Source organism: Bradyrhizobium sp. NDS-1 (assembly GCF_032918005.1).
Lineage (GTDB): Bacteria > Pseudomonadota > Alphaproteobacteria > Rhizobiales > Xanthobacteraceae > Bradyrhizobium > Bradyrhizobium tunisiense.
Genome location: NZ_CP136628.1, coordinates 7023580 through 7036414, shown reverse-complemented (window position 1 = coordinate 7036414; position 12835 = coordinate 7023580). Strand labels below are relative to the sequence as shown.

Below are 12835 nucleotides of genomic sequence, written 5' to 3'. Positions count from 1 at the left end.
CCGCCTTACATCAAACCGCAGCACAAACGAAGCCGCTGCCCTTGCGCCTGATCTTCCCGACCGACGGCGAGGGGAAATGCGCGGTGCAGCACAGCGTGTCGGTGTCGCAATAACGTTCCAGGAAGCTGCGGCGCGTCGTCGCCGCCTTGGCCGGATCGACGTCGAACTTGATCGACAGTTCCGGATAGAGCGTCTGCAACGGCGAGTGCATCAGGTCGCCCGAGAACACGGCATCGTCCTTGCTGCGGCCCATCGTGATGGCGATATGGCCCGGCGTGTGGCCGGGCGTCGGCAGGATGCGGACGTGGTCGCCGATCTGATGATCATTGCCGACGAGCTCGTGGCGCTTGGCCTCGACCACCGGCAGCACGCTGTCGGCGAAGGGCGGGATCGCCGCCTTCGCGTTCTGCGCGGACCAGTGGTCGAATTCCTGCCTGGCGAAGACGTAGCGTGCCTTGGGGAAGGTCGGCACCCAGCGGCCGTTCTCGAGCCGCGTGTTCCAGCCGACGTGGTCGACATGCAGATGCGTGCACATCACGAAGTCGATGTCGTCGACCGAGAACCCGGCGGCGTCGAGGCCGCGCAGATAAGTATCGTCGGTCTTCATGTTCCATTTCGGCCGCTGCGGCCGCGGCTTGTCGTTGCCGATGCAGCTGTCGATCAGGATGGTGTGGTGCGGCGTCTTCACCACATAGGACTGGAAGCACAGCAGCAGCACATCCTGCTCGTCCAGCGCCTTCGCTTCGCGCATCCATGCGCGGTTCTCGGCCAGCACGTCGCTCGTCAGGTCCGGCAGCATGTCCAGCGCCGGGACGAACGAGGTTTCCTGCTCGATGACGCGATGGATGGTGAGATCGCCGACCGAGAATTTCAGACTCATGTTCGCTTCCCTCGTGATCAGTGCGCGTCGCGCACGGACGGAATGACGATATTGGAGAGGATGTCGATCGCAGCCAGGCCTTCTTTGGGTTGGCCGTATTGCGCGGCAGTCGTCATCATGACGAGATCAAGCTCCGGTACGATGAAGATGCGTTGCCCGCCCCAGCCGAATGCGGCAACCCATTTGATCTCCTTGCCGCCGGCGAACGAGCGGCCCATCCACCATTGATAGCCGTAGAACAGCGTGCCGCCGAAAAAGCCGACCGCCTGGAAGCGCGGCGTGATCGATTGTGCGATCCAGTCGGCCGGGATGATCTGTCGGCCGTTCCACTGGCCGCGACTGAGCACGATCTGGCCGATCTTCGCCGCATCGCGCGGCCGCAGGCGCAGGCCCGAGGCCGCTGCGAGCTTGCCGTTCTTGTATGACTTCCATTCGACATCAGTGATGCCGAGCGGCTGAAACAGTGTCTCGCGCGCGAACGCCTCCAGCGATTTGTTCGAGACGCGCTCGATGATGTTGCCGAGCAGCTTCGTGCCGCCGCCATTATAGGTCCATAGCATATCGGGTGGTGCTGCGATCGGTCGCGACAACACATAGCCAAGCGGGTCCGGCTCGAAGACAAGATGCGGCTCGTCGTTCTTCGGATCAGTCCAGGCGCGTGCCTCATCCCATGCGAAGCCCGATGACATCGTCAGCAGATGGCGCAGCGTGATAGCGTCCCATCCCGGCTGCTTCGCCGCTGCGGTGTCGGGGAAGAATTTCAGGACGGGCTCGTCGACGCCCGCGATGAGCTTGCGGTCGATCGCGATTCCAATCAGCAGCGAGGTCACGCTCTTGGACGCCGAGCGCATGTCGTGCTTGGTCACTGCGGTGAATTCGTATTGGCCGTCGGGCTGTCCCCAAGGCTGGTCGTAGCCGGGAAAATATTGCTCGAAGACGAGCTTGCCATGCCTGGCGACGACGACCGAATGGACCGCGGTTGACCGCTGCGTGAGTCGCACGGCGACTGTGCACAGCCGCGCACCGTCCATGCCGACGCTGGCGGGCGAGGCGATCTCCCAGCCATCGTCGATCGATGACGGCGATCCGCAGGCCTGATCGGCTGGTCCAGGCGACATGCTCTCGGCCCGCGGAGGAGTGGCTGAGACGGAGAGCGCGAGCACGACGCTCGCGCCGAGACGTGTGAGACGGGAGAAGCGATCGCGCATCATCATTCTCCCGGCATGTTCCTGTTACGCCGCCGGCGGCACCGAGATCTTGACCGAGGGCCGCTCCAGCATCTTCTGGTGGAAGGCATCGAGCTTCGGATAGGCCTTGCGCCAGTTGCAATCGGCGAAGCGGAAGTCGGCATAGCCGAGCACGCAAACGAGGCCGATCTGCGAGATGTCGAACGGGCCATCCAGGACGTCGGGCATGTTTTCGAAGCGCGCCATGCCGATCCAGGCCCGGTTCCAGTGGTCGTCCGACCACGCCTGCCATTGCAGGCCCTGCGGCCGCACCATCTTCTCGTAGCGGCACAGCAGCATGGAATCGAGCATGCCGTTGATCAGGGAGTGATTGGTCTTGGCCTTCCAGCGCCGCGGGCCGTAATCCGGGATCAGGCTGCCGCCGGCCATCTCGTTGAGATATTCGACGATGACGTAGGAATCCAAGATGACGTCGCCGTCATTGGTGATTAGCACCGGCAGCTTCTTCAGCGGCGTGATCTTCGAATAGTCCTCATTGGCCGTGCCGGGCGCAACGGTCGCCGGCGTCAGCTCGATCTTGTCGATCAGTCCGAGCTCGATCGCGGCGATGCGCACCTTGCGGGCGAAGGGCGAGGCGGGGGAGAAGGTGAGTTTCATCCAGAGTATCCCACAAATGAACGTTTTGCTTCGTCATTGCGAGGAGCGAAGCGACGAAGCAATCCAGAGTGTCGCCGCGGAGGGATTCTGGATTGCTTCGCTTCGCTCGCAATGACGTGGAGAGGGCCGGAGGCCCTTACGCCGCGATGATCTCCTGGCGCTGCTCGCCGAGACCCTCGATGCCAAGCGTCACGACGTCGCCGACATTGAGGAAGGTCGGCGGCTTCATGCCGAGGCCGACGCCGGGCGGGGTGCCTGTCGTGATGACGTCGCCGGGCAGCAGCGTCATGAACTGCGAGACATAGGAAATGCACTTGGCCATGGAGAAGATCATGGTCTTGGTCGAGCCGGTCTGGCGACGCTGGCCGTTGACATCCAGCCACATCGACAGGTTCTGCACGTCCTTGATTTCGTCCTTGGTGGCAAGCCACGGTCCGAGCGGGCCGAACGTGTCGTGCGACTTGCCCTTCGTCCACTGTCCCAGGCGCTCGATCTGGAAGGCGCGCTCGGAGACGTCGTTGCAGACGCAGTAGCCGGCGACGTGGTCCAGCGCATCGGCTTCCGAGACATATTTCGCACGGGTGCCGATGATGGCAGCGATCTCGACCTCCCAATCGAGCTTGGTCGAGCCGCGCGGCTTCTCGACGGCGTCGTTCGGGCCTGATAGCGACGTGTTCGCCTTCATGAAGATGATCGGCTCGGTCGGGATCGCAGCGCCCGTCTCCTTGGCATGGTCGGAGTAGTTGAGGCCGATGGCGACGAATTTCGAAATGCCGGTGACCGGCGCGCCGAAACGCGGCTTGCCCGATACGGCAGGCAGCGAGGCGGGATCGAGGCCTGCCAGCTTCTTCAGGCTCTCGGGCGAATAGGCCTCGCCGGTGAGGTCCTTCAGATGCGCCGACAGGTCGCGCAACTGGCCGGATTTGTCGATCAGGCCGGGCTTTTCCGCACCCTTCTCGCCATAGCGAACAAGCTTCATTTTCGTTTCTCCCTTGGGATTGGACCGATCGGTTAACAGCTTCATGGAACAGGGCGGCCGGAAATTCAACCGCCCAAAAACGGAGATCACCCCAGCGCCTCGAGCCTGAACGCATCCCCATCCCGCTTGATATGCCCGGCCGAGAAATGGCCGCCGATCACCAGCGTCGGCGTATCGGCAAATCGGCCGAACAGTTCACGGCGCGTCGTGGCAGACTGCGTCTGGTCGGAATCCGCGGTCGAGGACCAGTCGAGATGTGTCATCTGGCAGGGATGATGGGCGACGTCTCCGGTGAGCAGGGCCTGTTCGCCGTCCGATCGGATCAGAATGCTCATATGGCCGGGACTGTGGCCCGGTGTCGGGATCATGCTGATCTCCTCGCAGAGCCGGTGGTCGCTCGGGATCAGATCGGCCCTGCCGGCATCGACGATCGGCTTGACGGAATCGTCAAACACGGCCCGCTTGTCCGGCTCGGTCGAATGCTCCAGCCAGTGTTCGTACTCGGTCTTGCCGAAGACGTAGCGCGCCTTGGGAAATGTCGGCACCCATCGGTCCTCGACCAGCTTCGTATTCCAGCCGACATGATCGACATGAAGATGCGTGCACAGCACCGTGTCGATGCTGTCGGGCGCAAAGCCTGCCGCCATCATCGTCGCCAGGAACGGCGTGGTGCGGTTGTTCCAGGTCGGAACGCTGCGGCCCTGCTTGTCGTTGCCAAGGCCGGTGTCGACCACGATGCGCTGCGAAGGCGTCTCCACCACCAACGAATGGATCGACATTTTCAGGCGGCCCTCTTCGGTGGCGAAATGCGGGATCAGCCAGGGCAGCCTGCGGATTTCATCATTGTTCGCAAGCGGCAGGATGAAACGGGTCGAGCCGACCGTCTCCAATTCCACAACCTTGGTGATTCTGACCTGGCCGACCTTCCACTGCATCCCGCACCTTCCCATTTTCTTGTGTCACGATCCTCGTCATTCCGGGGGCGATGCGCAGCATCGAATCCGGAATGACGAGATTCCCGGTTCGTGACTGCGCCGCGCCCCGGAATGACGAGGAGAAAGCGCCGAAACATGCGGTGTTCCGCCATGATGCGCAATGGATCATCTGACGCGGTGCGGCGTTATCGCCGGAACCCTGGAGAGAGCCATGCCAGAGCTTGCAATATCCGCGGAGAAGGTTGCCTTCATCATCGAGAAGGCGCGCGAATTCGACGTCAAGGAGGGTGATTCCGATCCGGATTCCGGCTCGAACCCGGCCGATGACGATGCGGTCGATGTGCTCGCGGACGACGGCTCCGATCCTGTCGTCAACGAGCTCGGAAGTTTCATGATCGCCCTGAACGAGGACGAGCAGGTCGATCTCGTCGCGCTGACCTGGCTCGGTCGCGGCGACGGCACGATCGATGATTGGGATGATTTGCGCGCCCGCGCGGTCGAGGCGCGCACCGAGTACCGCAGCCCGCGCCGCGAAACGGTGCACTACCTGCTCGGCGAGCCGATGCTGGGCGACCTGCTCGCGGACGGCCTCGACGAATTCGGCGTCGACTGGACCGACGAGCGCACGACGGCCGATTCCTCCGGTCCCAGTCAGCAGGACGAAGACGAGCCGACCAGGCAGCGGTGATCTGCGAAGTGCTCTCTCCCGCATCGAGGGGAGAGAGCGAAGGGGGCGTTACAACGTCCCCGGGAATGCACCACCATCGAGCAGAATGTTCTGCCCGGTGATGAAGCCGGCCTTGGCGCCGCACAGGAAGGCGCAGGCGTAGCCGAACTCGTCGGGCTGGCCGAAGCGGCCGGCGGGATTGAGCTTGGCGCGCTCGGCCAGGATTTGTTGCGGCGTCACGCCACGCTTGTCGGCTTCGCCCTTCGCGGTGCTGGTCAGGCGATCGGTCTCGAACGGACCCGGCAGCAGGCCGTTGATGGTGACGTTGTTGATCACGGTCTTGCGCGACAGGCCGGCGATGAAACCGGTAAGGCCGGCGCGCGCACCGTTGGAGAGGCCGAGAATGTCGATCGGCGCCTTCACCGCGGCCGAGGTGATGTTGACGATGCGGCCGAACTTGCGCGCCATCATGCCGTCCACGGTCGCCTTGATCAGCTCGATCGGCGTCAGCATGTTGGCGTCGATCGCCTTGATCCAGTCGTCCCGGGTCCAGTTGCGGAAGTCGCCGGGCGGCGGGCCGCCGGCATTGTTGATCAGGATGTCGGGCTCGGGGCACGCCTTCAGCACGGCTTCGCGGCCCGCCGGCGTCGTGATGTCGCCGACGATCTCGGTGACCGCCACGTCGGGATAGGCCTTGCGGATGTCGTCGGCCGTCTTCTTCAGAGCCTCGGCGCCGCGCGCGGTCAGCGTGACGTGAACGCCGGCGTCGGCAAGCGAGATGGCGCAGGCTCGGCCGAGGCCCTTGCTGGATGCGCAGACGATGGCGCGGCGACCTTTGATCCCAAGATCCACTGTTTCACTCCCGTAATGTCAGGCAGGTTTTGGATGGCGGCACTCTAGCCAATCGTGGCGCCGCTGATAAGGGAGGGGCCCACGTCAAAATGCATGGCGCGGTCTGCGGCGATGCAAATGCGCTCTAGATGCGCTGCTCCTGCTTGAGGCGGTCGATTGCGGAGGCTGCTTCCGGCGGCAGTGACTTGAACCCCATCTGACCCGCCGTCGAGAACAGCGGCCGCAAATACGAGCCGGCGAGAAAGGGCGGCTGGCGATTGGCCGGCACGATCTGGTCGAACACCAGGACCAGCGTGGTGGCGACGAGACCGACCCTGATGGCGCCGAGCGCGGCGCCGCCGAGCCGGTCGCCGATGCCGGCCTCTCCGATGGTGTCGTTCAGCGCGATGCGGCCGATATGCCCGAACAGCATGCCGACCACGACGAAGATGGCGAAGAACCAGATCCAGTTCTGCAGCAGCGGTGAATTCGGGTTACCTGCGATTTGCGGCGCAATCAGCGGCATCAGCGCAACCGCGATCGGCGCGGCAAGAAGATAGGCGAGGATGGTCATGGCGCTGCGCAGCAGGCCGGTCCTGAAGCCGAATCCGACCGCGATGGCGAGCGCGGCATAGACGGCGAGATCGAAACTGTTCATGAGCAAAACCCCGCCTCGATGGAACGAATGAACGCCGGACCGGTCATTCCGGTTTCAGATCGATAAAATCGTCTGTATTGGTGCCTCCGAAAGCTCAGGGGTGCGTCAGGGTGATCGTCATGTCAGACCTATTCGGCGTCAGTAAAGAAACCATCACTGGCGCGATGCTGCTGCTGGCTTCGATAACGTCGCTTGGCGCGACGTTATCGCCTAACTCGCCCGCATCTCCGCCCTGATCATGTCCGCAGCCTTCTCTCCGATCATGATAGTCGGCGCATTGGTGTTGCCGCCGATCAAGGTCGGCATGATGGAGGCATCGACGACGCGCAAGCCCTCGACCCCGTGCACCTTCAATGTGGGATCGACCACGGCCATCGCATCCGTCCCCATCTTGCAGGTGCCGACCGGGTGATAGACGGTGTCGACGCGGTTGCGCAGGATGGCGCGGATGTCGTCGTCCGTTTTCACGTTCGCGGTGAACATGTCCTTCTTCTGCAATGCGCGTAGCGCAGGCGTCTCCATCAGCCGCCGCGTGGTCTTGAAGCCCGCGACCAGGGTTTCGAGATCCTCCTCCTCGCCCAGAAAGTTCGGATCGATCATCGGCGCTGCGAGCGGATCGGCGCTCTTCAGCCAGATGCTGCCACGGCTCTTCGGTCTGAGCAGGCAGACATGGCACGAGAACCCTGCCTCCTTGTGCTTCTTGCGTCCATGGTCGTCGAGCATCGCGATGACGAAGTGCAGCTGGATGTCAGGCACGTCGAGGTGGGCCTGCGTCTTCAGGAAGCCGCCGCATTCGGCGAAATTGGTGGTCATCAGGCCGCGTCGCTCGCGGCGGTACCGCCGGACGGCGCGGAGCAGGGACGGCAGCCGACCGATCGACGAGTGCACGAAGTGCGGATAGTCGGAGGCGTAGACGAAAACGAAATCCGGATGATCCTGCAGGTTGCGCCCGACGCCCGGCAAATGATGCATGACGCCAATGCCATGCGAACGCAGCGCATCGCCTTCACCTATGCCCGACAGCATCAGCAGTTGCGGTGACTGGAAGGCTCCTGCGGCGAGGATCACCTCGCGCCGGGCGAGCAGCCGCTTGGTCTGCTTCCCCTGCACATATTCGATGCCGACCGCGCGGCCGGCTTCGAACAGGATCTTCGTGGCCTGTGCTCCAATCTCGACGCGCAGATTGGGGCGCTTGTTCATGTAGGGGTGCACATAGGCGCGCGCCGCGCTCCAGCGCTCGCCATTGTGCTGCGTCACCTGGTAGCTGCCGAGCCCTTCCTGGTCCTCCGCATTGAAATCTTCGCGGATGCGGAACTGCGCCTCGCGCGCGGCCTGATGGAAGACGTCATGGATCGGATTGTCCGAGCGCAGCCTGTTGACGTGCAGCGGGCCGCCCTTGCCATGATGCGCGCCGTCAAAATCGGCGTTGTTCTCGGAAGCCTTGAAATAGGGCAGCACGTCCGCATACGACCAGCCGGTGTTGCCGAGCGCGGCCCAGTGGTCGTAGTCCCATTTGTTGCCGCGGATGTAGACCATGGCGTTGATCGCCGAGGAGCCGCCGAGACCCTTGCCGCGCGGCTGATAGCCGATGCGGCCGTTCAATCCCTTCTGCGGCACCGTATCGAAGGCCCAGTTGGCCGGACTGTACGGCAAAGCGAGCCCGAACGGCGTGCTGATCCGCCAATTGTCGTTCCGGCCGCCCGCATCGAGCAGCGCCACCGACGTGGCCGCATCCTCCGACAGGCGGCCCGCAACGGTGCAGCCGCCGGAGCCAGCGCCCACGACGACGAAATCGAATGTGTCACTCAATGTTTGTTCCCCCCGAGAGTCTTCTTGTTGGTCGTCATTCCCCGGCGCGACGAAGTCGCGAGCCCGGAAATCGCGATCCGCTGCGGCGCCATCCAGGCCGAGCTCGTCCCGCGAGAGCGCAACCATGGCGCGGAAGGCCTCCTCCGGCGCCCGCCGCGGGGCGCTGATCAGGCATTGTCCACGGGCGTTCCTCCCTCAGCCGGCACTTTGGCCTTAATCTTGTTGCCGCAAGCTGGGCCTTAGTGGAACTTCTGGCAAGAGCAGGCGGAACGCCGTGAAAATCGGTCGCTTCTCCTGTCATAAAGTCGAAAAAACGTTCCCGCAGCCCTTTCCAAAGTCAGCACGCCTTGATACATACGCCCCGCACCCGATGGGCACTGCCCCGGGGTTGCCTTCCAAGGAAACCTTTGGGACGGAAGAGGAAAGCCACGCGAACAGCGTCGGCCTCAACGACCGTCCCCGGGATCTGGCTGAAGGCGTGCAAGTGTTAACGCGGGGTGGAGCAGCCCGGTAGCTCGTCAGGCTCATAACCTGAAGGTCATAGGTTCAAATCCTATCCCCGCAACCAAATTCGGATTTTTACCGGATCCGATATGAAAATGGCCCGCTTGAAAGCGGGCCATTTTTGTTTTTGGGGATGATTGAGCGGCGCCGCTTTTAGAAATTCGGCGCGGCGGTGGACGGCAGCATTCCGTGGGCGCACTTTGCCTCTAGCGCCTCACGGAAGCTCTGCGCGGTGCCTTTGCCGCCGGACGCGACAATGCCCGCATATCGTCCGGTCCGCGCAGGCCTCCATCGCGCGCCTTGAGTTCGAGCGGCTGGAATGGCTTCTGCGTCCGTCTGTCGACCATGTCATAGGTGAGCTCGCCGGGCGCGAAGCAGAATTCCTCGCCCCACTGCCAGAGCGCAACCAGGACGAGATAGAGCTTCTTTCCCTTGGGGGTGAGGACATACTCTTTGTAGGCGGTGCCATCCGAAGCTGGCGCGGTGGCGAGAATGCCGTGCTCGACGAGCTTCTGCAGCCGCGCCGACAAGATGTTCTTGGCCATCCCAAGGCTTTTCTGAAGCTCGCCGAACCGCCGCTTTCCACCCAGCGCATCGCGGATGATCAGGAGCGACCACCAGTCGCCGATCACGCCGAGCGAGCGCGCAATGGCGCAGCCTGCATCGTCGAGGTTGGTCCGCTTGCCTTTCATGCCGTCCCTCGTCTGCCACCCGCCCACGGCGATGTGATGAACTAACTGGTTGCAAATTTAAACCATATCGGCCATCTTGTCGATGGTTTCAAGATTAAACCAGAATGAGGCCCCATTTCCCGGGCTTCCAGCTCGTTCCGAAACGAAGGATGACGCCATGACTTCCACGGACTTGTTCGCCCCGCTCAAGCTCGGCCGCTACACGCTCTCGCATCGCGTCGTGATGGCGCCGCTTACGCGGATGCGCTCGACCGGCAATGTGCCGACGGACCTCGCCGTCGCCTATTATTCGCAGCGCGCATCATCCGGCGGCTTGATCATCACCGAGGCGTCCCAGGTCACACCTTATGGGCAGGGCTATCCGGCAACGCCGGGCATTCATTCCGCCGAACAGGTTGCTGGCTGGAAGAAGATCACCGACGCCGTTCACGCCAAGGGCGGCATCATCTTTCTGCAGCTCTGGCACACCGGTCGGATCTCTCATTCGAGCTTCCAGCCGGGCGGCGTGCGGCCTGTCGCGCCTTCGGCGATCACCCCGGCGGGCAAGGCGTTCACGCCCTCTTTCGCGATGGTGCCGTTCGAGACGCCGCGCGCGCTCGATCTCGCCGAAATTCCGGGGATCGTCGAAGCCTATCGCGAAGGCGCCCGCAATGCGCTGGCTGCCGGCTTCGACGGCGTCGAGCTTCATGGGGCGAACGGCTATCTGATCGAGCAATTCCTTCACAGCAAGACCAATCACCGCACGGACGCTTATGGCGGCTCGGTCGAAAACCGCTCGCGCCTGCTGATCGAGGTGATGACAGCGCTGGTCGAGATCTGGGGCGGAGATCGCGTCGGCGTCCGGTTCTCTCCGTTCGGCGTGGTCAATGATGCAGGTGAGGCCGACCCGATCGGACTCTACGGCCACGTCCTGTCCCAGCTTGCTCCGCTCGATATCGCCTATGTCCACCTGATCGAATCCCGTAACACCGATGCGGGGGAGGCCGGAGCGCCGCTCGCGATCAACGATCTACGTCCGTTCTGGCCCGGCACCTTGATTCTCGCCGGCGGCTTCATCGGCCCGTCGGCGGATGCGGCGATCCGCGCTGGGCAGGGCGACGCCGTTGCCTTCGGGCGGCACTTCATCGCCAATCCGGATTTGCCGCGCCGCCTGCAGATCGGCGCGCCGCTCAATCCCTACGATCGCGCGACCTTCTATGGCGGCGGCGCGCCCGGTTACGTCGACTACCCCGCGCTTGAATCGGCGGAAGCTGCGGAGTGAGTGCAATGAAAGTTGCCCAACTGCACGAGTATGGCGGACCGGACGTTCTGGTCTACGAGGACGCGCCAAAGCCGACACCTGCTGCCGGCGAGGTCCTGATCAAGGTTGAATCCGCGAGCGTCAATTTTGCCGACGTCGTCAGGCGCAACAACGATCCCTATCCGTTTCCTTCGCCGCTTCCGTTTATTCCCGGCAGCGAGGTCGCGGGTGTGGTCGAAGCTGCTGGCGAGGGCGTGACGACCATTCCGGTCGGAGCCAAGGTCTTTGCCTCGCTCGAAAACGGTGGGGCCGGGGGCTACGCGCAATATGCGGTCGCCAAACTCGGGAAGGTCATTCCTCTCCCGGATGGCCTGACCCCGGACCAGGCCTGTTCGCTGGTGGTGGCCGGCATGACCGCATTTCAAACGCTTGCCGATTGCGCCCGGTTGCAGCCGGGCGAAACCGTCCTGGTGCAGGCGGCCGGCGGCGGTGTCGGCACCTACGCGGTGCAGCTCGCCAAGCTGCTGGGCGCCGGCAAGGTCATCGCCGCCGCCAGTACCCCGGCCAAGCGCGAACTCGCCTTGAAGCTCGGTGCGGATGCCGCCATCGATTACACCAAGCCCGATTGGGTCAAAGAGGCGCGCGAGCTCACCGCTGGCAAGGGCATTGACGTGGTGCTCGAGGCCACCGGCGGCGATGTTCTGAACCAAAGTCTTCAGACCATGGGACCATTCGGCCGTATCGTCGTATACGGCGCGGCGTCCCGCGAACGTAAGCCGGTCAATCCCTACGCCATGCTTGGCCTGAATCAGTCGCTGATCACGTATTATGTCGGAGGCTGGTTTCAGTCACGGCCGCAAGAAGCGGCCGCCGCCTTGCGGAAGCTGATCGGATTCATCAGGTCCGGCGATATCGACGTTCAGATCGGCCACATTCTCCCCCTGAGCAAGGCGGCAGAGGCGCATCGTATCCTCGCCGAGCGAGCCAGTGCGGGCAAGATCATCCTGAAGCCTTGGGGTGAGGCCGTATAGGGCAGATGCCGGACCACGGCGAGTCCGCCGGGCCTTCTCCGCAGTCAGGCAGCATACAAAAGGCCCGCGCCTGTGGCGCGGGCGACGATCATTTCAACGGCGTAGAACGTTTCCAATCACGATCTGAACGGGCACACCATCGTCAGATGGAGCAGCGTCGGCTTGTCCGAGCCCTTCTTGTATTCCCACTCCAGCCGGATCTCATGCCGGTGCGCATAGGCGTCGCTGGCAGCGTGAGTGATGACCTTCGTCTTCATCGGGATCGGCGGTTCGGAATTGAAGCACTTCCGGACGCAGGCATCGAGCAGGTCGCATCGCGTCAGCGGGATGACGCCGGGCTCGTCCTTGGACAGAGGAACGGTGTTCGGCTGGGTGCTGAGATCGACGCGGGCCCGGCCCTTCTCCTTGTGCCAGTATTTGGCGCTTCCCTGCGGCCACGTCGAAGGCGGGTTCAAGATCAGGTGATACTGGCCGTATTCGAGGGTGGGCAGATCGATGTCTTCGGATGCCTTGAGCTTGGCGACGCTCCTCTTCATGTTCGCGAGGGGATAGTAATTGCTGTTCATCAGGTCTTTAAATGGCTTACCCGTATAAACTAACATACCCATGTATCTTGCCTCTCAGTAAGTGCTTGGCTTCCTCGGGAAATATGCAGCTTGTCGACGGCTTGAACACGGGCCTGACGGTCCGTTGTTCGCAGCCTCTTTTTCGCGCAGCTCCTGCAAGCTACCACCTGGAACTGTGAATCGTCCAGATCGCCAACCG

At 63.0% G+C, this 12835-nt stretch carries 13 protein-coding genes and 1 tRNA gene; 4 read left to right on the top strand and 10 right to left on the bottom strand.

Translation table 11 applies throughout. From position 1 onward, the window contains the following. Positions 1 to 10: 10 nt before the first annotated feature. The 5 genes from RX330_RS32845 to RX330_RS32825 form a co-directional block, all read right to left on the bottom strand. Positions 11 to 880, bottom strand: coding sequence for an MBL fold metallo-hydrolase (locus RX330_RS32845; RefSeq protein ID WP_317241238.1), 870 nt, complete (start codon positions 878 to 880; stop codon positions 11 to 13). 17 nt (positions 881 to 897) lie between these two features. Beyond that, on the bottom strand, positions 898 to 2088 hold the full coding sequence (locus RX330_RS32840; protein WP_317241237.1) for a serine hydrolase domain-containing protein: 1191 nt from the start codon (positions 2086 to 2088) through the stop codon (positions 898 to 900). A 24-nt stretch (positions 2089 to 2112) separates the two neighbouring features. Then, positions 2113 to 2724, bottom strand: coding sequence for a glutathione S-transferase family protein (locus RX330_RS32835; RefSeq protein ID WP_317241236.1), 612 nt, complete (start codon positions 2722 to 2724; stop codon positions 2113 to 2115). 136 nt (positions 2725 to 2860) lie between these two features. Next, complete coding sequence (locus tag RX330_RS32830; protein WP_212087680.1) at positions 2861 to 3703, bottom strand: fumarylacetoacetate hydrolase family protein; 843 nt, start codon at positions 3701 to 3703, stop codon at positions 2861 to 2863. Positions 3704 to 3789: 86 nt separating this feature from the next. After that, a complete protein-coding gene (locus RX330_RS32825) occupies positions 3790 to 4638 on the bottom strand; it encodes an MBL fold metallo-hydrolase (RefSeq protein ID WP_317241235.1) in 849 nt (282 codons plus the stop codon). A gap of 211 nt (positions 4639 to 4849) precedes the next feature. On the opposite strand from RX330_RS32825, the gene RX330_RS32820 reads away from it, so the two are divergent. Beyond that, positions 4850 to 5326 carry a DUF3775 domain-containing protein gene (locus RX330_RS32820; RefSeq protein WP_212087684.1) on the top strand — a complete coding sequence of 159 codons (477 nt, stop codon included), beginning with the start codon at positions 4850 to 4852 and terminating at the stop codon, positions 5324 to 5326. Between the two features lie 48 nt (positions 5327 to 5374). Here RX330_RS32820 and RX330_RS32815 read toward each other — a convergent pair whose 3' ends face one another. The 3 genes from RX330_RS32815 to RX330_RS32805 all read right to left on the bottom strand — a co-directional run bounded on the left by RX330_RS32815 (position 5375) and on the right by RX330_RS32805 (position 8603). After that, positions 5375 to 6157 carry an SDR family oxidoreductase gene (locus RX330_RS32815; protein ID WP_317241234.1) on the bottom strand — a complete coding sequence of 261 codons (783 nt, stop codon included), beginning with the start codon at positions 6155 to 6157 and terminating at the stop codon, positions 5375 to 5377. Positions 6158 to 6281: 124 nt separating this feature from the next. Further along, on the bottom strand, positions 6282 to 6794 hold the full coding sequence (locus tag RX330_RS32810) for a CvpA family protein (RefSeq protein WP_317241233.1): 513 nt from the start codon (positions 6792 to 6794) through the stop codon (positions 6282 to 6284). Positions 6795 to 7004: 210 nt separating this feature from the next. Further along, positions 7005 to 8603, bottom strand: a complete 1599-nt coding sequence (locus RX330_RS32805) for a GMC family oxidoreductase (RefSeq protein ID WP_317241232.1) — start codon at positions 8601 to 8603, stop codon at positions 7005 to 7007. Positions 8604 to 9094: 491 nt separating this feature from the next. Here RX330_RS32805 and RX330_RS32800 point away from each other — a divergent pair. Next, positions 9095 to 9171, top strand: a tRNA-Met gene (locus RX330_RS32800). A gap of 142 nt (positions 9172 to 9313) precedes the next feature. Here RX330_RS32800 and RX330_RS32795 read toward each other — a convergent pair. Further along, positions 9314 to 9799, bottom strand: coding sequence for a winged helix-turn-helix transcriptional regulator (locus tag RX330_RS32795; protein WP_317241231.1), 486 nt, complete (start codon positions 9797 to 9799; stop codon positions 9314 to 9316). Positions 9800 to 9956: 157 nt separating this feature from the next. On the opposite strand from RX330_RS32795, the gene RX330_RS32790 reads away from it, so the two are divergent. Both RX330_RS32790 and RX330_RS32785 read left to right on the top strand, forming a co-directional pair. Then, positions 9957 to 11060, top strand: a complete 1104-nt coding sequence (locus tag RX330_RS32790; RefSeq protein WP_212087689.1) for an alkene reductase — start codon at positions 9957 to 9959, stop codon at positions 11058 to 11060. A gap of 5 nt (positions 11061 to 11065) precedes the next feature. Continuing rightward, on the top strand, positions 11066 to 12070 hold the full coding sequence (locus RX330_RS32785) for a zinc-binding alcohol dehydrogenase family protein (RefSeq protein WP_212087690.1): 1005 nt from the start codon (positions 11066 to 11068) through the stop codon (positions 12068 to 12070). Between the two features lie 116 nt (positions 12071 to 12186). On the opposite strand, the gene RX330_RS32780 is transcribed toward RX330_RS32785, so the two are convergent. Beyond that, positions 12187 to 12678, bottom strand: coding sequence for a hypothetical protein (locus RX330_RS32780; protein WP_212087697.1), 492 nt, complete (start codon positions 12676 to 12678; stop codon positions 12187 to 12189). Positions 12679 to 12835 lie beyond the last annotated feature (157 nt).